Genomic DNA, 17,356 nt, shown 5'->3' on the forward strand with positions numbered 1-17,356 from the left:
GCACCCGGGAACCCGCACCACTGCGCGAAATTCGCGGTATGTACGTAAGCACTATATATAGTGTCCTTAAAAGATTATACAACACTAGATATTGTGTTACGAATAAACTTCGAATGAATTCAACGGGATAATAAAATCCATGAGCTTGTTTTCTCGCTTTTTCTTCGCCTTGCTCTTTATTTCGTTCGGGGCACTTTTATAAAAAACGACCGTTTTCGACATTTCGAGCCTGTAAAAGGGTAAGAGCCGCAGTGACCCATGAGTAAATTTTTGTAAAAGTCGCTGTAGCAGATTTTCGCGCATACAGACCATCGGCTCATTTGTGTAAGATATTCTTTCCCCTATATACTATAAACAGATCCGCCGAAAAAAGAAACGAATGTTCGCCAGTTGGGTAATTTTTCGTATTATCCCCTACATACCTTTACTTTCAATGGCTGCGTTCAGACACGCTTGCCAACACAAGCGCTTATTTTGGTACTAGAAAGATAACTTGAAGGAGAACATGCCCTATGATGCTTTTCGGAAATCAACTTGTACCGGACGAAGAAGTCCGCATTTCCCCCCTTGACCGGGGCTATTATTTCGGAGACGGCGTCTACGAGGTGTTCCGCATTTACGACGGCCGGCTATTTGAAGTAGAGAAACATATGGAACGTTTCAACCGCAGTATGGCCGAAGTCCGGATCAACCTTCCTTATCCGCTCGAAGAGCTGGAAAATCTGCTGAACCGGCTCACGGAGGCTGCCGGCATCCCCGAAGGCCTCACTTACGTTCAGATCACCCGCGGCGCCGCTCCGCGTTCTCATCCGTTTCCGGCTGCGGCAGAGCCGGTCGTGACGGGCTGGTGCTCCCCGTTTTCGCGTCCGCTGAAAGATCTGGAAAACGGGATTTCCGCCATCGTCCGGGAGGATATCCGCTGGCACCGGTGCGACATCAAATCGCTGAACCTGCTCCCGAACGTGCTGCTGAAGCAGGAGGCTCTTGACGGCGGGGCGGGCGAAGTTATTTTCAACCGCGGCGGCGTTATCACCGAAGCGAGCGCGTCCAACGTGATGATCGTCAAAGACGGGGTCGTGAAAACTCATCCCGCCGGTCATCATATCCTGCGGGGCGTCACCCGCTCGCTCGTTCTCCGGCTCGCCGAAGGACTGGGCATCGCCGTGCGTGAAGAAGCTTTTCGGGCCGAGGAACTCGCCTCGGCCGATGAAGTCTTCATCACCAGCACCGGCTCCGAAGTTATGCCGGTCGTGCTGGTGGACGGCCGGCCCGTCGGAGACGGCAAGCCCGGTCCCGTTACACGGCGGCTCCAGCAGGCCTTCGAGGCGGCGATTCCGGCCGGAAGCCGCTGATCCGGCGGACAGCAAAAAAGGCCTCCAGACCCGCTTCAGAGCGGGTCTGGAGGCCTTTTTTCACCGCGGCAGCGGAGCCGCCGAAGGGCGGGAACCGGCACGCGGGGGCCACCCGCATCCGGTACGCGCCCGACCCCCGCGGCTCGGCTCCGTTCGCACCCGCACCGTTAACCCGGCGGTGCGAACGAGCCATCTCCGCTGCGCGCGTCCGGTCTTGCGCACCGTGCAAGGCTCCCGGCACGCGGTCGCGGTGTTAGCGTCCCATGACGGCGCTCAGCCACACCCGCATATACGGGAGCAAACCAAGCAGCGGCCGCCATCCTTTCGCCTTTCGCTACCGGTGCTGCCTCATCCATTCCGCCGCATAATCGACAAGCGGACGCTGCGGCATCAAGGCCGTATCAGCCGAGCCTACTTTTCCGCGGATGACCGCCGAGTGCCGGGCTTCGAAATCGGCACCCGCCCGGTCGAAATCGTCCGAATCGATTCCGATATCCGGAAACTCCACCCACTGACGGACCCCGTCTCCATCAAGAACAGGCGCCCCGTTCGTGACTTCCTTCTTCGACGCATACTCCGCGCGGTATTCCGCCAAGTGGATGGACGTGTTGGATCCGTGACCGACGCCCAGCAGCAGCACATGACCGTCCAGCTCGTACAGACGGGCAAGCGGGGAACCCTCTCCGAGCCCGTAAGCCAGGGAATGGCTGCCGGTCAGTTTTTGCGCCTGCGGTCCGATCGCCGCAAACGAGACCTGCGGGTGGCTGCTGCGCATAACCCCCGGGTAAGTTCTGAACGATTCCGGCAAAGCTCCCATAAAAAACGTCCGGGTCTCGTCCGCTTTATAGGCCGGCATCGTGCTTCGGATCACGTCCCACCACTCCTGCGGCACCGGCGGATTGCTCCAAGCCGATGGCTCCGACAAGTCTCCGCTGTGTGTCGGCATCATCAGCGTGCCCTGACTGCCCAATGCGTCCCGGAGAGCAGCTATGACCGCCTGTGTGCCCCCGCAAACCCAACCGAGGGAACTTAGAGAGGAATGAACCAAGAGAGTCATCCCCTCCTTCACACCGAGTCTTCTGAGATCCCCCGCAAGGCTTACCGCCGTATGCGGCCGTTTCCCCGTTCGTTCTATAATCGTCTCGATCGACATGGTACGTTCACCTCACCCTAAATTTATCGCTACCGCTTCAAATTCCATTCGTCGGAACTATACTTTTCACGCGCCAGCTCTTCCGCAAGCTCCAGCTCGTACGGAGTCAACGCTCCGTCTTCAAGCTGGATACCCATGCCTTCGGCTACACCGGCGCGGAATGCGGTTTCCACGTCTTCGAGTGTCACGGGGGCAAGCCCGGCAGTTCGGAGCAGATCGTTAATCGCGACCGCTTTCTGAACAAAGCTCTGCTTCATCCGCTCCGCAATCCGCTCGTTAGAGAATAGCAGCAGGCCGAACAGCTGCTCGACGTCCAGTTCCAGCAAAATGGAGCCGTGCTGAAGCACGACATTCTTCTGCCTAACCTGTGCGCTTCCGGCGACTTTGCGGCCTTCCACGACAAGCTCGTACCACGAAGGGGAATCGAAGCAAGCCGCCGAGCCAAGCGATTCGTATTTCCGCTTCTCTTCTTCGGTTGCCAGATTCACCATCTCGGCCGCCAGCCCCAGCTTCCGGAATCCGAGGAGCAGTCCTTCGCTGAGAACCCGGTAAGCTTCCGTTACGCTCGTCGGGATTCCCGGATAGCGCTCCGAGACGATGATGCTGTATGTAAGCTCGGCATCGTGCAGAACCGCCCTGCCTCCCGTCGGACGGCGTACGAATCCAAGGCCTTGACCGGCGACTTTGTCCAGATCGATCTCCTTCTGCGCTTTCTGAAAATAACCGATGGAGAGAGCCGCCGGCCCCCAGCCGTAAAAACGGACTGTTGGAGGAACCCTGCCTTCGCTGTGCGCGATGAGAATCGCTTCGTCGATCGCCATGTTCTCAGCCGCCGTACGGTTGCCTGTATGCATATAACGCCATGTTGTCATGTTCCTCTTCCCTTCTTATCAAGAACGGCAGGCGCGGAAATCCCGGCCCGCCCGTATCGGTTTTAAGTGCACGTTCATTCCTTTATCATAGCACACGAGCGCTTCCGATAACATTCGATAGAGCTCCCGGCAGGGGCGGCTACGGCGGTAAAAGCCGAAGAAGTCCCGCCAATACGCCGCGTTATGAAACCTCCTTTTTTGGATCATACTAGTTACAAAGTTGCAGATTGCATACGGCTGACCGCTCATAACGGCAGCAGCAAGCGGATGACGGGCAGACAGGTCGGGTAACGGCGCCCTGGATACGGCCCATTTTCGAGAAGGAGGCAGAGCCTAGATGAACAACCAGACAACGGAGCACATCCGCCCCATTCATGAAGGGCTGAGCATGCACACGGATCGGGAATGGTTCCTGGAATGGGAGTCACGTGTCGTCCGCAACGGCCCCTGGGATAATTGGACCTTGTACCAGCTTGCATACGAGGCGGAAAAGTCGAGCCTGATCCACTCCTTCGACGAGCTTCTTTGCCTGAAGCATGTGAACGGAATCGAGCCCATGAGCCATCAGATCGATACGGCCAAAAAAGTGCTGTACGACATGCGCGGGCGGGCTATTCTGGCCGATGAAGTCGGACTCGGCAAAACGATCGAAGCCGGACTTATTTTAAAAGAATATATGATCCGCGGACTTGTACGCAAAGCGCTCATTCTGGTACCCGCTTCGCTTGTCTTGCAGTGGGTTCGGGAGCTGAATCAGAAATTCGGGATCGCGGCGGCCGCCCAGAAAAAATCGTACATGTGGCAGACGACCGACGTGATTGTCGCTTCCATGGACACCGCCAAGCGGGACCCGCACCGGGAGATCGTGCTCGGTCTGGACTACGACATGCTTATCGTGGACGAAGCCCATAAACTCAAAAACAAAAAAACAACGAATTACCAGTTCGTCGGTGAGCTGCGCAAAAAATATTGCCTGCTGCTTACCGCTACGCCCGTACAGAACGATCTTAAAGAACTGTACAATCTGATTAATCTTCTGAAGCCGGGGCAGCTCGGGGCCCAGACGAATTTTCAAGCCAACTTTGTCATGGCCAAAAGAATGCCGAAAAACGAAGGCGTTCTTCAGCAGGAGCTTTCCAAAATTATGATCCGCAACCGGCGCGGCGACGGAAATGTCGAGTTCAAGAAACGGATCGTGAAAAATATCACGCTTACGCTTTCTCCCGAGGAACAGGCGCTTTACGACGGCGTAACGGATTTTATCCGCAGCGAGTATGAACAAAATCAGGGCCAGCCGAGCAATACGCTGGCGCTTGTCACCCTTCAAAGAGAAGTGTGCAGCTCCCGGGACGCCGTTTTTATCACCCTCGTAAACATGTTCAAAAAGACGGAAGAAAACTCTCCGGTCCGGGCCAAAATATGGGAGTTGGTCGAGCGAATCCGCAGCATCCAGGCTAACACGAAAGCCGAAACCGTCCTGAATCTGATCCGGGAGATCAATGACAAAGTAATTATTTTCACCGAATACCGGGCATCCCAGGAATATTTGCTGAACTATTTAAGAGAGAACAAAATCACGGCCGTACCGTACCGCGGTGGAATGAACCGGGGCAAAAAAGATTGGATGATGGACCTCTTCCGCACCCGCGCCCAAGTGCTTGTCGCAACCGAAGCCGGCGGCGAGGGAATTAATCTTCAATTCTGCCATCATATGATCAATTTCGATCTGCCCTGGAATCCCATGCGGGTGGAGCAGCGAATAGGTCGGGTGCACCGGCTGGGCCAGACGGATGACGTAAGAATTTACAATCTCTCTACCCGCAATACGATCGAAGAGCATATTTTGAGCCTGTTGCACGAAAAAATCAATATGTTCGAGCTGGTCATCGGCGAACTCGATTCCATTTTGGAACGGCTGGAGAAAAAATCGACCTCGCTGGAAAGCTCGCTCTTCAAAATGATGATGGAATCGCGTTCCGATGAAGACATGCGCCGGCAGATCGACCGGCTTGGCGATTCGCTGACCGGCATTCGCGAGGAGCTTCAGCCGGAAAACGAAAGGAAAGCCAAAATCGGGTCCATACTCAGCGCCATCGGGCAGAATGTCGGGGTGAACGACGTCCATGAATACCGCCCAGGTTGAACGCTTTGTTATGCGGTTTCTGGAAGCGTACAACTGCCGCATTATCGAAAAAACGAAGCACGCCGTCATCGTGAACCTCTCACCGGAGGCGGATAAAGAACTCACCGGCCGCTCCTACTACTGGAGCTTCGTCGAGCGTACCGGCGTCGAACCCGAAACGATGACCTACCGTTTCGTTTTCGATCCGGAAGGGGACGCGGCAGCCGCGGCGGCGGCTCGCCCCGTACCGGCCGGGACCATGAACGGGCCGCAAGGGGCCGCTGCCGCTCCGCCCGGGGCTCCGCCGCAGGGCGCAGCCGGCCAGGCGGGGGCCTCGGGGCCGCCGGCTTACGCTGCCGCCGCGGGGAGTACGGCCGGGCCGGGCCCTCAGGCTGGCCCGGGGGCTGCTGCCGGTGCCGTCTCCGCGGCCCCCGGCGCTGCGGGCGGCGGGGGCCAGGCGGCGGCCGGAGGCGGCACGGGTCCCGCGGGCAGCAGCGGGACACTGAGCGCGCAGGGCACGCCCGCGGCAGGACCGGGGGCGACTGCCGGCGCCGTCCCGGGAGGCGCCGCTCCCGCGGCCGGAAACGGCGGAAGTCCGCCCGAAGCGATCCGCTCCGCGGACAGCATCCTCGGGCGGTACTTCGGCACGGCCCCCGCTCCGCCGGTCGGCCGCGTCCCCCGCGACGAGGTTACCTTCGGCAGCCGCCGCCTGCAGCAGCTCTTCGCGACGGCCTTGAACAACGGCCGGTTTACCCGGCTGTTCGAGGTTCCGCCGCAAGCCGCCGGCAGTTCTCTGCCGGGACGCTCCGCTCCCCTCACCTACTGCAGCTGGATGAATGTGAACTACAAGGTAGAGTATGCCTGCGATATGAAACGCAGCGAAGTTCATTCCTTGGCCATTCAAATGACGACGGGAGAAATCCGCGAAGAGTTTCATCCCTCCATGCTGACGAGGAAGCTCGCACCGAAACTGCCGGTCAACATTCATCTGCTCGGCGATAATTTGACCCTTTCGCGGGCCGCCTCGATCCTGGAAGATTACCTGGAGCAGAAAATCCGCCGCACCGACCACCGCTGGGCGGACCGAGCCAACCAGGTACTGGCCGAAGAGCATCAGCTCGTCCGCTTGTATTACGAAGGCATGCTCGCGGCAGCCGAACCGGAAGCCCGCGAAGAGCTGGAGATCCGCTATGCGGCCCGGCAGGCGGAGGTAGACTGGCAATACCGGCCGAGAGTGCATGTATCCGTCATCAATTGCGGATTATTTCATTTAAGAGCGGACGAAAGGTGAAGATGCGACGAAAGTCGCTAAAAGTTCCTATGGGCCGGCCTACACGTTTTAACAAACTTTTTGCAAGGATTCCCTTACACTAGATTTATAGAATGAAGGCAGGCAGGTGATCAAATGAACCGCACAGCTGTATGGACGGCAGCGCTGATGGCGCTCGTTGTCTGGCTCGCTGCCGGGCCCCCTTCGTTCTCGCAGGGTGAACAACTCTTCTCTCAAGAAGCTCAAGAGTCCCTTCCCGGCTCGGCAACACGTATGAAGCAGGAAACCGGACGAGCGTCTTTGGATAAGAGGTACACGATCCTGCCCGGAATTAGACCCGCCGAGGTTCTGGCGGATTTTACGGCAAACGAACCGCCGGATACTCCTGGGGCGTCCAACGCCGATACCGTACTGAACGAACACATCGTACGCTGGATCGGCAGTCTTGCCGGCCGGAAAGGTTTTGAGGGCTGGAACCGCGCCAAGTGGACGGTCGCTCCTCTCGGGCCGGGTACCCATGGCTGGATCGTCCTGCTGACGGATAACGGCCGCGAGACAGGCTATCTGATCGTTTCCGCCGCCGAAAACGGCACCCTGCAGCTCATCGAATACGGAACAGGCGAACATCCTCTGTTCAGCACCCGCACGCTGTACCGCACCTTGGTGCAGCACGCCATCATTCCTACATCCATGTCCTATCAAGCTTGGCTGGACTCCGCGGAAACAAGGCTGCGCCGTCTTTATACGGATGCCTTCCATGCGGTTTGGACCGTTCCCGCCGGGAACAATCGTATCCTCGTCGATGCCAAAACCGGCGAAATCCGGACGTTTCAAAATTATTCGCCCGCAAGTGATTCAAGGTTGCTCGGGCTGCATGGCGCAGCCTTTGAACATACACCCGGAACGCCGCTTCAGGTCCTGCCGTCCGATCCTTATGAGGAGATAGCCTGGCTCACCCGAGACGCGCTCCCTATCCGTTCCTATGAAGAATTGACGCCCTACCTTGCGGCCGGCAAGTCCCTGACGTTCGTCTGTGAATGTTTCGGGGGCAGACTTACGCTGCCGCTTCCCGTTACCGGCGCTCTGCGCTGGACCGGCGGTGCCGCTTTTGTGGCCTTCGAGCAGGAAGGCAGACGCTTTGTTCTCCTGGACGAAGCGGTTTCGCTCGGACAGTTTTACCCGACTGACGGTATCTCCTCCTCTTTCCCATAGAAAAGCTTCCCCGGGTCCCGGAACGGTTTACCGTTTCCGCCGTGAACCTGAGGAAGCTTCTTTTTTTGACCAATGATTCACTTTCGGCCTTGCGAGTTCACCATTCAGTCTTTGCTCCGGCGCCTTACGGCCTTTAGGATCATGGAGATGGACATGGGGATCATCCCGAACCAATGGACCGACCAGCTTTCTCTGGTTTCTTTGTGCCTGACGCGCGCTTCCTTTCGTACTTGCCTTGGAGTTTCTATATACTGAACCACTTGTTCCGTTATATATTTCACGAGTTCTTCTCCGCCTTTTGCCATTCGTCAGCCCCTCCTTTCCGCTTTAAGAACGCAATTTCTTTAACATCAGTATTTCCCGGACTACCCTTACGTAAAACCGGCCATGCGCACATTCCCGATTATGACTCTTTCCAATCGCTCCCTCTCCTCCTATAATTAAATATGGAGCGTAAAATCACAGTCCGGTTGGTAGTCCGGATGCATGCTTTAGATTTAAGCCTGATTAAATCTGTTGACATGTCGTAGCCTTCCCCCTCGGGATGTCCGGCGCTCTGTTACTTAAACGGAGGGGAAAAAACATGAAATTAACGGTTTTTTACGACGGGCAGTACTGGATTGGAATAGCGGAGGACGAAAGAAACGGGAGCCTGCACGCAGCCAGGCACATATTCGGAACGGAGCCCCTAGACGGGGAAGTGCTGGACTTTGTTCAGCACGATCTGCTCCGCTTGCTGGAAAGTGTCGGCAAAGGCGTCCGTGCCGCTCCCGCAGTTGAACGGAAAATAAATCCGAAGCGGCTTGCACGGCTCGCTTCCAGGGAGCTAGCGCAGAAGGGCCCCTCCACGATGGCACAGGCAGCCATCCAGGCGGATCTCGAATACCGCAAGAAAGTGCGGACAACGTTATCCAGGGAAGAACGCGAGGCGGACGCGGCCCGCAAGCGCGGGATTGCCCGTCAGAAAGCCAAAGACAAACACCGCGGCCGCTGAAATGCGGCGCACAAAAAAACCGACTGACGCTTCAGGGCGTCAGCCGGTTTTTTGATCATCCTGTAAGTCGGGCTGCATCAATCGCGGCTGATGCCGACAATCGAAGCGATAAAGCGCAGAATGTACAGGAAAAGGTTAATAAAGTCGAGATACAAATTCAATGCGGCGAGCGGCACTTCTTCCGCTGCCACGCCTTCGCGGTATTGAGCGACATCATAGAGCACCCAGCCGCTGAAGATCAGAATGCCGCCGACGGACAAGAGCAGATTCAGCGTCGAACCGAAGTTGACGAACAGGGATAGAACGCCCATCAGCACGAGTCCGATCGTTGCCGCGAACAGGAAGCCCCCCAGGAAACTGAAGTCCTTCTCGGAACGGGCCGCGTACCAAGCAAGTCCCCCGAATATAACGGCTGTAGCCAGAAATGCCCCGGACACGAGGTTGGCACCGATCATCGAACCGTACGACATAATAACCGGGTACATGGTTACGCCCGAGATAGCCGTAAAGGCGTACAGGAACCCGTAGCCGATGTTTTTGCCGCGCATCCGGACTACAATGGCCGCCACGATCATCACGAGCTCGACGACAATAAACAGCGGGATGATCGACGGCGGTACAATCATGGCACCCACCAGCATGCCAACGAACGAGATCAGCAGAGAAAGCGCAAATGTCCGCAAAATGTGAGAAAGCGATCCTTGATGGGAATACGTCATCGTTCTTTCCAAATTACAACACACTCCTTTGTTAATACTACCCATTTTCCACTTATTTATAAATGGTTATACGAAAAAGGTCAGGCATTCGTTTCGTTTTTGAAAAAGGATTTTTAATGAAAAACAAAAAAGCCACCTGCTCCGGTTGACCGGTAGCCAGTGGCTTTCCTGTATTGCTGATGCGGTCGAGAGGACTCGAACCTCCACGGCTGTTACACCACTAGAACCTGAATCTAGCGCGTCTGCCAATTCCGCCACGACCGCGTGCTTTGTAAGAACGAGATTAAATATATCATGCGGCAAAATGTTTGTCAAACATATTTTTAATCTTTTTTTGAGACGCACCAGCTCCATACATTTGACCCAAAATAAGACAAGGATAGCCGTAACGGCTATCCAATTGCCTTATCTGGACTGGACCCGTTCTAATCTTTTACCGGTTCCGAGACCGGAATTCCTTTGTGGAGCAGTTTTTGACCGTATGACGAGCGGAACAACAGGCGTTCCAGTATCGTGACGATACCGCTGCCTGCCCAGTAAAGGACAAGAGCCGCCGGGGCACGCCACATCACCGTCAACGAAACGCTCATGATGACAAGTGGCATTCCCGCCTTGAGTAGTGCCGGCTGCGACGAAGCCGGATCGGGTACGAAGCTGATCAGCATTCCGAGCCATCCTATAATGCCGTATAGCACAGGCAGCGCGTGCGCCGGATCGGGAACGCCCAGCGACTGCATCCATGGGATTAGCATGGAGGTCATCTGCGCGCCGTGCAGAGAAAAATACGGGTAAAGGCTCATGAAAATCGGCAACTGGATCAGTCCCGCCGCTAACGCGAGACCAGGTTTGATGCCATAGCGGGAATACAGCCGGAGCATCTCCTCGCCCAGCTTGCCGGACTGGTTCGCATACTGCTCGCGGAGCTGCCGGATGGCCGGCTGCATACGAATCTGTCTCGCTTGCTGCCGGGCACTAAGCAGATTTACGCGGAATAAAAGGCTGCGCACAAGCAGGGCAAGCAGCAGGACGGCCAGCCCCCAATCATGCGTAAAGGCAGCTAATACGTTCAGAATACGGTCCAGCAAAGAGATAAAGGGTTGTAAAAATGACATAAAGGATTCCTCCCGTTTTTTGATAGCGCTTTACCGACAATAACCTGTATCGCGTTAAACGAGAGGAATCCGGTTCATCGGAATGATGATCGCTCCTGACGGGAACTTTTCGCCGGATTCTGAAAATACCGAACCCGATGAGCCGGATAAGAACCGGCGAACCGCTCTTGTCCGAAGTGACCGGGGGAACGGGAAATTCCATGGCTTTGAGAGGGGTCAGCGAAATCCATTCGCCCAGCCACCAGCACGTAAAACCGAGCGCCAGAAACAGTACCGGTATATCCAAACTCCACTCCATGGCAATCCCCCCTCTCCTTCATGATGATACGTCTGGATTCTTCCGGGGTTTCACAAAAATCCGGGCGGATTCACAGCAAGGCTTTCAAGCTTATTCCATGCTTATTCCAACGTTTTTTCTATCATGATCGCACAAAAAGAAACAGCGCCATCCTGTAGAAAGGAGGCGCTGCGCTGTTAAGAAGAGGCGTACCATACGGACCGCCAAACTGAGGGCAGATGTATAGTGTAAGGAACTGGTGACTACCGTTATGCGGCCGGGAGCTGCATATTGCTGCGTCTCTGCTTACGAGAGCGCCAGGGCCTTCTTGTACGCCAGGCCGGACTTCATGGCGGCTTCATAAACGGACCGGCCGATCATATGGCCGAGGTAAGTGGCCGTTCCGGCGTAGCGGTGGAGCCGGCCTGTCTGCGTGGAGGCGATCAGCACGGCGTCCGTCGTCGTGCCCGTCGCCCCGCTTCCGTCTTCCATCGCTACGCCGAGGTCCTGCAATGCCGCCACCTTCGCCTCGGTGGCGGTAATGACGGCGTTGACCATGGCCTCATCGGTCAACTCGCCCTCCACGGCCACGATAATATTAATCGTGCCGGGAAAAAGCGCCGAAGCCGGAAGCCCGCGCCCGGCACGCGCCTTGTTGGAATAGCCGACGGTGACCCAGGCGCTGACGGCTATTCCGTTATCCGCCGCGGTACCCGTGCCTGCGGCGGCTGAGCGCCCGGCTGCCTCGGTCACATGGGTGCCCTGCCCTGCGTCGGACGTACCGAAAAGGCGATGCGCTGCCCGGCCGGCTTCGGCGGGAGCATCCGGCTTACCGCCGGACGACTGGGAAGGACTGCACGAAGTTTGATCCGCTTTTACAGTATCGGGATCGGGACCGTCCATTCGAAGATGACATTCGCCGAGACCGCTCATATGTACGGAGGTCAGCAGACAGGCTGTTTCCTCCCTGTTCAGACCTGCCGCCTCCAGGAAGCCGTTCATTTCGGCCACCGGATCTCCGCAGGCATACGTTTTGTCTACCTTCCGGTTAATGATCGTCCGGTGATAACCGAAACCTCCGCCCCACGGCGCGGAGCTTAACGTCCTCAGAGGCGACGGAGCTTCAAGCAGCAGATAGCTCCCTATCGCGCCTTCGTTCACGGCTGTGGTAATGGCTGCAGCCGGGCGGCTTACCGTCTGAATGAGCGTTTCTTGAGTATTCAACGGATCAGGCCTCCTCGCCCTCGCTATTTTCCCTTGGCAGCGTATATTCAGCGGGACGGCTCTCCGTATACGGCTGATAAACATACTTTCTGTCCAGCTGCACCAGCTTCCGGCTGCGTTTACGAATGGCCACGGACGACTCGTTCCATGCCACCACGTAGCCTCTTATATCGTTGCGCGGATCCGCATCCCTGACGATTCTAAGCAGGGTGCCGTCAATCCGGTATCGGTCTAACTGCTCGTCGCTGATCATGACAAGCCCTCCTTTTGCTCCAAAACATTTCCTGGGCAATTGTATCTATTGGTTCTTCGGCCCGCTTGCCTGCAAGGCAAAAACCGGCATCCCTTCTAGCATACACAAAACACGGCGGCAAGCCAAGGGACCCGAGGAGCGGACGAATACGGCTGATTCATTTTTTTCGGGCACCGGGTAATAAAATCTGCGGACTGCGGGGTTTTAGAAGCCGGCTAGTTGGGCAATCCTTTTAAGATGAAGGGGTACAACCTGCGGTCAGGCTTATAAGAAGGGAGCGAAGAGCGATGGACGGCAAAAAAACATTTTACGTCAGCGTAGGTTCCAAACAAATCGTCGACGAAGCGGACGAAATTAACTTCGATTTCGAAATTAAGGCAACGGATGAGGAAATCGACAAACTGGCCGAGCTTTTCGAGGTTATAGACGAGTCGGACGAGCAAACGCATTTCCGGGCTCTCCTGCCTTTTAAAGAATATCACAAGGACAAAGAAAACGACGCCTACGACTATGATCTCAAGCAGATCTACCAGACGCTTTACAATCTGGGGACGGAAGAGACCCGCAAACATATCGAAGAAATGAATGTGCTGAATTAAAAAAAGACCTGCCGGGCTTCCCGGCAGGTCTTGCTTATGAGGAACACATCAGCCGACGTGTTCTTTGGAATCCGTATTTTCAAACCAGCAATCCAACACTTTGCTCGACATAACGCGTTTCTTGATATAATCGACCTGCTGAACCGTAAACTGGGACTCCCATGGAACGGAAAGTTCCGTGAAGAATTTGACCACCGTAAGAAGTTCAGACCATGCCACGTATCGTTTATACCAGAAAAATTGAGGGTGTTCAATCATATACGGGTACAAATCATCAAACTCGGTGTGTTTGCAGTCTAGGGCGCGTTCGAAATGGTTCTTCGCTTCGGACAGCTTCTCCAGCAAATATTCGGCTGGAATTTGCTCATTTCCCATAGCGATCCCTCCTCTCCAGTTACCTTCCTCTATTATATCGAATTTACCCCGTCCAGGAAAGTATTGAAGCAGAATGAAAATGTTTTCATAAATAACGGTTAATCGGCGAACACGATGTGTCCTTGTTCAAGAGACTTTATCGTCACGAGGGATTCCGTACGGATTCCCTGCTCCCGGATGGCGCGGCCTCCGGCTTGAAAGGCCTTCTCTACGGCAATCCCGACGCCGACCAGTTCGGCTCCAGCGCGTTCGACGATCCGGATCAGCCCTCTGGCCGCGTCGCCGTTGGCAATAATATCGTCTATGATTAAAATCCGGTCGTTTGCGGTTATATATTGGGAAGAAACCATAATATCCGTCACGATTCCTTTGGTGAAGGACGGTACACGTTCACAATACGTATCCTCGCCCATGGTCACCGACTTTTTACGTCTCGCGAAAATAAACGGGACGCCCAGCTCGCTTGCAACGGCAAAAGAGAGCGGAATTCCGGACGATTCGACAGTCAGCACTTTGGTAGGTGAGCTTTCTACAAAACGCCGGGCGAATTCCCTGCCCATTTCCTTAATCAATGCAGGGTCAACTTGATGATTCAAGATGGCATCCAATTTAACGACTTGGTCGGAAACGACGCTTCCGGCATCTAAGATACGTTGTTTCAACAGTTCCATAGCTTCTCCTCCACCTGTGAATATGTGTTAACGTACCACAAGCTAAACATAGGTTTCAAGTCCCATTTTACGCCTTAGGCCCTTTCTCCCGGAACTTTTCGGCCCTTTTGCGAGTCTGTATAAATAACAGGCATTCAATGCCCCCCTCCTTGCCGGCGGCAAAGCTAGAAAAGACGGCTTAAGCCGTGCACGGCAGATGACGGAGCCGTTTGAACGAACGCCAGTCTCTAATTTCACCCCATCCAGGCTAATATGAAATTTGAACGAATCGTCCCCAGGGCTTATGATAAGAAATGTCGCTTCGCGTCCGAAACCGGAGTGGCAGAAGAAAGGAACGATTGCAATGAAGAACAAACTCCGCAGAGCAGCGATGATCGGTCTTCTGATCTCCGTTCTGCCGGCGGCGGCAGGCTGTGAAGCTGTACATACGTTTTGGGGGAAAGAAACTGCCGGTCCCTCAGCAAATCAGGCAGAATCTAACGGAAACGCGCAGCCTTCGCCTTCCGGTGCAGCCGGGCAAACACCGGCTCCCGATCGTTCGGCCGCCGTTTCTTCCAACGAAAATACGGAAGGGCCGGTCAAATCCAAGCCCGTGGTGACTCCGGAGAACACATACCGGGTCAACAATCCGACCTTGATGGGCGTCACGCTGGGCACGCCTAAAGACGAGGTGCTGAATCTCTTCGGAAAAGCGAAGAACATGTTCGTCATGGACGAGGATCCCCAGTCCGTCACGGTATACGAATACGGGTCCTTCTCCGTCGGCTTCAACGTGTTCGACCGCCTCGAATTCGTCCAGATCCAATCGGCCGATATCGATCCGGGCCTTGGCGGGCTGCGTCTCGGACAAACCGCCGATGATGCCGCGGACGTTCTAGGGAAGCCGAACAACCGTACGGATTACGTGCTGGCCTACAAAGCCCAGAATACCGTATTGAAGCTGGACCTTGATCCCGACAATCAAACGATTCAATCCATCAAATTGTTCCCGGTCAGCTAAACGCCGGCATACGGACAGTTAAAAACCCGCAGCCCTAGGGCTTGCGGGTTTTTAACTGTTCTTTTTTCTTTTTCTGCGGACCAGATAAAAAATAAGAAAACCGACTGCGGCGGCAACCGCGAGCCACATGATGCAGATGCCGAGGTACGTGTGAAAGCCGTGCAGAACCGCTTCAAAATTGGCCCCGATAAAATGTCCGAGCGAAAGAAACGTACAGCACCACAACAGAGCGCCCGATCCGGCAAATAGCAGATAGCGCCAGAGGGAAATCCCGCTGACTCCGGCCAGATAACAGGTGAAATGCCGGAGCCCTGGAACGAAGTACCCGAAAAAGACGGCCCACATGCCGTATTTCTGAAACCACAGCTCCGTACGGGTGATGCGCTCCTGTTTGATGCGGACCCACCTTCCGATTTTGTAAAGGAAGGGCTTGCCGAGCCGAAGTCCGACCGTATAGGAAATCAGCATCCCCGTCATCGTTCCCAGATAGGAGACGATCAGCGAATGCGTAAAATTCAGCGGCCCGGTGTCCATCGTAAGCGAGCCGACAAACGTCATCAGCGTCTCGTCGGGGATCGGCAGGCCGACAATGCCGGCGGCAAGCAAAGCGTAAAGAGCCGTATACCCGTAATTGGAAATCAGCTCAAATATCGTTTCTTTCACTACATAACACTCCTAACGGGGTTGTTCCTGCGCGTTTCTTATGTTGCTGTCATGCCCGTCCGGTCCGAAACATACCTTGTACTAGTACGAAACGTGAAGGGTGAGAACAATGGCTTCTAAAACATGGACGCAAACCGCACAGGTTGCTTTTACGTATGTCGGGACGGTCGTGGGAGCGGGCTTTGCGTCGGGTCAGGAAATCCTGCAGTTTTTTACCCGCTACGGCGCGGCGGCTTCCTTAACCATCGCGCTCGCGAGCGTCTTGTTTGTATGGCTCGGCATCAAAATGATGCTCATGGCGCACGATGTCCGGGCGGAGTCGTATGAAGATTTGAATATCGCTTTATTCGGCCCGAAAATCGGCAGATGGATCTCTCTGTTCACTTTGTTCGTTCTTTTCGGCATCTCTTCGGTCATGCTGGCCGGCGGAGGAACGGTTTTCTCCGAGCACTTGTCTCTGCCTTTCCAGAGCGGACTTCTCGTCACCGCTGTCCTGTCCTATGCCGTAATTACACGCGGCATCGGTGCGATTATGGCGGTGAACACGGTCGTCGTGCCGGTAATGGCCACGTTCAGTCTTATTCTGGTGCTTTACACGAATAAGCTTCCCACTTCGCAGGCATGGCTGACCCTCGGTACCGACCATTCGCCGCTCAGTGTCTGGACCGCGCCCCTGCTCTACGTCGGCTTCAACCTGGCCACCGCCCAAGCGGTTCTCGTTCCGCTCGGCGCCCAGATCAAAGACCGGCGCGTACTGTTCCGGGGCGCACTGCTGGGCGGGATCGGAATCGGTCTTCTGCTGTTCGCCGCGCACTATGCGCTGAGCGCACAGATGCCGGGAATCCGCCAGTTCGGCATTCCGATGGCCCGGATTATGGACGGGATGGGAACCGTCATCCCTTTTGTGTATCTGCTTGTCATCTATGGTGAAATCTTTACGACCTATCTTTCCAATACATATGGGCTGACTCTTCAGCTGCAGCAGCGGACGGGCCTCGGCCGCAGAACCGTTCTTCTCCTGCTTATCGCGCTCAGTTATATCGTCAGCCTGATCGGTTTTAAGCCTCTTCTGTCGGCGCTTTATCCGTTATTCGGCCTTGTCAGTTCGGTGTGGCTGGCCGTGATGATGTGGAGAAACCGCTCCGCCTGAGGAACGCCACGCCCGCACCGTCAAAAGCAGACGGTTAAAGCTCATCAGCATACCCAGAAATACAAATAAAAATCCGCAAAGCAAATAACCGATGTGATAATCGGGAAAAGCTTTCGCATCGCGCAGCACCGCAACCAGATCGGCAAGAAGCATGACGATTCCGATCGCCATGAGGGCAAACTGCGCATAATCAAGCGGGGTAATCCGCTGCAAAAATTTGGCCGCATGCTGTTCGGGAGCGGCGCCCCGCATGTCCCGTTTCCACATCCGGTGAAGGATCCAGGCGGTATATGCGGAAGCGGCGGTTACAAGAAGCCCGAAAAGGGCTGTAAAAACAG

20 protein-coding genes and 1 tRNA gene are annotated in these 17,356 nt (G+C 55.4%); 8 read left to right on the forward strand and 13 right to left on the reverse strand.

The window, feature by feature from the left end; genetic code table 11:
- The first annotated feature begins 512 nt into the window (after window positions 1-512).
- Complete coding sequence (gene dat / locus ACI48J_RS18595; protein WP_405079656.1) at window positions 513-1,352, forward strand: D-amino-acid transaminase; 840 nt, start codon at window positions 513-515, stop codon at window positions 1,350-1,352.
- Between the two features lie 334 nt (window positions 1,353-1,686).
- Here the strand turns inward: dat and ACI48J_RS18600 are convergent, their stop codons facing one another.
- Both ACI48J_RS18600 and ACI48J_RS18605 read right to left on the reverse strand, forming a co-directional pair.
- The gene (locus ACI48J_RS18600; RefSeq protein WP_405079658.1) at window positions 1,687-2,505 is read right to left on the reverse strand and encodes an aminoglycoside N(3)-acetyltransferase; all 819 of its coding nucleotides are present in this window, start codon (window positions 2,503-2,505) and stop codon (window positions 1,687-1,689) included.
- A gap of 29 nt (window positions 2,506-2,534) precedes the next feature.
- Window positions 2,535-3,377 carry a biotin/lipoate A/B protein ligase family protein gene (locus ACI48J_RS18605; protein WP_326055330.1) on the reverse strand — a complete coding sequence of 281 codons (843 nt, stop codon included), beginning with the start codon at window positions 3,375-3,377 and terminating at the stop codon, window positions 2,535-2,537.
- 337 nt (window positions 3,378-3,714) lie between these two features.
- Between ACI48J_RS18605 and ACI48J_RS18610 the strand changes: the two genes are divergently transcribed.
- The 3 genes from ACI48J_RS18610 (at window position 3,715) to ACI48J_RS18620 (ending at window position 7,981) form a co-directional block, all read left to right on the forward strand.
- Entirely contained in the window at window positions 3,715-5,520 is a 1,806-nt protein-coding gene (locus ACI48J_RS18610) for a DEAD/DEAH box helicase (RefSeq protein ID WP_405079660.1), read from the forward strand.
- Window positions 5,501-6,790, forward strand: coding sequence for a YqhG family protein (locus tag ACI48J_RS18615; RefSeq protein WP_405079662.1), 1,290 nt, complete (start codon window positions 5,501-5,503; stop codon window positions 6,788-6,790). Before ACI48J_RS18610 ends, ACI48J_RS18615 begins: the two co-directional genes overlap by 20 nt.
- A 114-nt stretch (window positions 6,791-6,904) precedes the next feature.
- On the forward strand, window positions 6,905-7,981 hold the full coding sequence (locus tag ACI48J_RS18620) for a hypothetical protein (protein WP_405079664.1): 1,077 nt from the start codon (window positions 6,905-6,907) through the stop codon (window positions 7,979-7,981).
- A 104-nt stretch (window positions 7,982-8,085) separates the two neighbouring features.
- Here the strand turns inward: ACI48J_RS18620 and ACI48J_RS18625 are convergent, their stop codons facing one another.
- Window positions 8,086-8,286, reverse strand: a complete 201-nt coding sequence (locus ACI48J_RS18625) for a YqzE family protein (RefSeq protein ID WP_405079666.1) — start codon at window positions 8,284-8,286, stop codon at window positions 8,086-8,088.
- Window positions 8,287-8,564: 278 nt separating this feature from the next.
- On the opposite strand from ACI48J_RS18625, the gene ACI48J_RS18630 reads away from it, so the two are divergent.
- On the forward strand, window positions 8,565-8,975 hold the full coding sequence (locus tag ACI48J_RS18630) for a YjdF family protein (RefSeq protein WP_405079667.1): 411 nt from the start codon (window positions 8,565-8,567) through the stop codon (window positions 8,973-8,975).
- Between the two features lie 77 nt (window positions 8,976-9,052).
- Here ACI48J_RS18630 and ACI48J_RS18635 read toward each other — a convergent pair whose 3' ends face one another.
- The 6 genes from ACI48J_RS18635 to ACI48J_RS18660 all read right to left on the reverse strand — a co-directional run bounded on the left by ACI48J_RS18635 (window position 9,053) and on the right by ACI48J_RS18660 (window position 12,560).
- A complete protein-coding gene (locus tag ACI48J_RS18635) occupies window positions 9,053-9,706 on the reverse strand; it encodes a Bax inhibitor-1/YccA family protein (protein WP_326055478.1) in 654 nt (217 codons plus the stop codon).
- A 168-nt stretch (window positions 9,707-9,874) separates the two neighbouring features.
- Window positions 9,875-9,958: transfer RNA gene (locus ACI48J_RS18640), tRNA-Leu, on the reverse strand.
- 161 nt (window positions 9,959-10,119) lie between these two features.
- Window positions 10,120-10,806, reverse strand: a complete 687-nt coding sequence (locus ACI48J_RS18645; RefSeq protein WP_405079668.1) for a YidC/Oxa1 family membrane protein insertase — start codon at window positions 10,804-10,806, stop codon at window positions 10,120-10,122.
- Entirely contained in the window at window positions 10,736-11,104 is a 369-nt protein-coding gene (locus tag ACI48J_RS18650) for a hypothetical protein (protein WP_405079670.1), read from the reverse strand. The genes ACI48J_RS18645 and ACI48J_RS18650 overlap by 71 nt, the downstream gene beginning before the upstream one ends.
- Before the next feature lie 285 nt (window positions 11,105-11,389).
- Window positions 11,390-12,307 carry an adenosylcobinamide amidohydrolase gene (locus ACI48J_RS18655; RefSeq protein ID WP_405079672.1) on the reverse strand — a complete coding sequence of 306 codons (918 nt, stop codon included), beginning with the start codon at window positions 12,305-12,307 and terminating at the stop codon, window positions 11,390-11,392.
- 4 nt (window positions 12,308-12,311) lie between these two features.
- On the reverse strand, window positions 12,312-12,560 hold the full coding sequence (locus tag ACI48J_RS18660; RefSeq protein ID WP_326055471.1) for a hypothetical protein: 249 nt from the start codon (window positions 12,558-12,560) through the stop codon (window positions 12,312-12,314).
- A gap of 287 nt (window positions 12,561-12,847) precedes the next feature.
- On the opposite strand from ACI48J_RS18660, the gene ACI48J_RS18665 reads away from it, so the two are divergent.
- A complete protein-coding gene (locus ACI48J_RS18665; RefSeq protein WP_009674764.1) occupies window positions 12,848-13,159 on the forward strand; it encodes a hypothetical protein in 312 nt (103 codons plus the stop codon).
- A gap of 48 nt (window positions 13,160-13,207) precedes the next feature.
- Here ACI48J_RS18665 and ACI48J_RS18670 read toward each other — a convergent pair whose 3' ends face one another.
- A complete protein-coding gene (locus ACI48J_RS18670) occupies window positions 13,208-13,534 on the reverse strand; it encodes a hypothetical protein (protein ID WP_009674785.1) in 327 nt (108 codons plus the stop codon).
- 98 nt (window positions 13,535-13,632) lie between these two features.
- Window positions 13,633-14,205, reverse strand: a complete 573-nt coding sequence (locus tag ACI48J_RS18675) for a xanthine phosphoribosyltransferase (RefSeq protein WP_405079674.1) — start codon at window positions 14,203-14,205, stop codon at window positions 13,633-13,635.
- Between the two features lie 343 nt (window positions 14,206-14,548).
- Here ACI48J_RS18675 and ACI48J_RS18680 point away from each other — a divergent pair, with 343 nt between their 5' ends.
- Window positions 14,549-15,205, forward strand: a complete 657-nt coding sequence (locus ACI48J_RS18680; protein ID WP_405079676.1) for a hypothetical protein — start codon at window positions 14,549-14,551, stop codon at window positions 15,203-15,205.
- Window positions 15,206-15,256: 51 nt separating this feature from the next.
- Here the strand turns inward: ACI48J_RS18680 and ACI48J_RS18685 are convergent, their stop codons facing one another.
- Window positions 15,257-15,868 carry a DedA family protein gene (locus tag ACI48J_RS18685; protein WP_326055465.1) on the reverse strand — a complete coding sequence of 204 codons (612 nt, stop codon included), beginning with the start codon at window positions 15,866-15,868 and terminating at the stop codon, window positions 15,257-15,259.
- Window positions 15,869-15,977: 109 nt separating this feature from the next.
- On the opposite strand from ACI48J_RS18685, the gene ACI48J_RS18690 reads away from it, so the two are divergent.
- On the forward strand, window positions 15,978-17,018 hold the full coding sequence (locus tag ACI48J_RS18690; protein WP_405079678.1) for a hypothetical protein: 1,041 nt from the start codon (window positions 15,978-15,980) through the stop codon (window positions 17,016-17,018).
- Here the strand turns inward: ACI48J_RS18690 and ACI48J_RS18695 are convergent.
- Window positions 16,956-17,285 (reverse strand): hypothetical protein, encoded by a 330-nt coding sequence (locus tag ACI48J_RS18695; protein WP_405079680.1) that lies wholly within the window; start codon window positions 17,283-17,285, stop codon window positions 16,956-16,958. The two genes, ACI48J_RS18690 and ACI48J_RS18695, sit on opposite strands and share 63 nt — an antisense overlap.
- Window positions 17,286-17,356 lie beyond the last annotated feature (71 nt).

The organism is Paenibacillus chitinolyticus, assembly GCF_045038035.1.
Taxonomy (GTDB): Bacteria; Bacillota; Bacilli; order Paenibacillales; family NBRC-103111; genus Paenibacillus_F; species Paenibacillus_F chitinolyticus_A.

Coding starts and splice junctions, on each gene's coding strand:
- ACI48J_RS18680 (WP_405079676.1), top strand. CDS start 14,549: ATGAAGAACAAACTCCGCAGAGCAGCGATGATCGGTCTTCTGATCTCC.
- ACI48J_RS18605 (WP_326055330.1), bottom strand. CDS start 3,377: ATGACAACATGGCGTTATATGCATACAGGCAACCGTACGGCGGCTGAG.
- ACI48J_RS18690 (WP_405079678.1), top strand. CDS start 15,978: ATGGCTTCTAAAACATGGACGCAAACCGCACAGGTTGCTTTTACGTAT.
- ACI48J_RS18610 (WP_405079660.1), top strand. CDS start 3,715: ATGAACAACCAGACAACGGAGCACATCCGCCCCATTCATGAAGGGCTG.
- ACI48J_RS18650 (WP_405079670.1), bottom strand. CDS start 11,104: ATGGAGTGGAGTTTGGATATACCGGTACTGTTTCTGGCGCTCGGTTTT.
- ACI48J_RS18615 (WP_405079662.1), top strand. CDS start 5,501: ATGAATACCGCCCAGGTTGAACGCTTTGTTATGCGGTTTCTGGAAGCG.
- dat (WP_405079656.1), top strand. CDS start 513: ATGATGCTTTTCGGAAATCAACTTGTACCGGACGAAGAAGTCCGCATT.
- ACI48J_RS18665 (WP_009674764.1), top strand. CDS start 12,848: ATGGACGGCAAAAAAACATTTTACGTCAGCGTAGGTTCCAAACAAATC.
- ACI48J_RS18695 (WP_405079680.1), bottom strand. CDS start 17,285: ATGTGGAAACGGGACATGCGGGGCGCCGCTCCCGAACAGCATGCGGCC.
- ACI48J_RS18600 (WP_405079658.1), bottom strand. CDS start 2,505: ATGTCGATCGAGACGATTATAGAACGAACGGGGAAACGGCCGCATACG.
- ACI48J_RS18670 (WP_009674785.1), bottom strand. CDS start 13,534: ATGGGAAATGAGCAAATTCCAGCCGAATATTTGCTGGAGAAGCTGTCC.
- ACI48J_RS18660 (WP_326055471.1), bottom strand. CDS start 12,560: ATGATCAGCGACGAGCAGTTAGACCGATACCGGATTGACGGCACCCTG.
- ACI48J_RS18630 (WP_405079667.1), top strand. CDS start 8,565: ATGAAATTAACGGTTTTTTACGACGGGCAGTACTGGATTGGAATAGCG.
- ACI48J_RS18675 (WP_405079674.1), bottom strand. CDS start 14,205: ATGGAACTGTTGAAACAACGTATCTTAGATGCCGGAAGCGTCGTTTCC.
- ACI48J_RS18620 (WP_405079664.1), top strand. CDS start 6,905: ATGAACCGCACAGCTGTATGGACGGCAGCGCTGATGGCGCTCGTTGTC.
- ACI48J_RS18625 (WP_405079666.1), bottom strand. CDS start 8,286: ATGGCAAAAGGCGGAGAAGAACTCGTGAAATATATAACGGAACAAGTG.
- ACI48J_RS18645 (WP_405079668.1), bottom strand. CDS start 10,806: ATGTCATTTTTACAACCCTTTATCTCTTTGCTGGACCGTATTCTGAAC.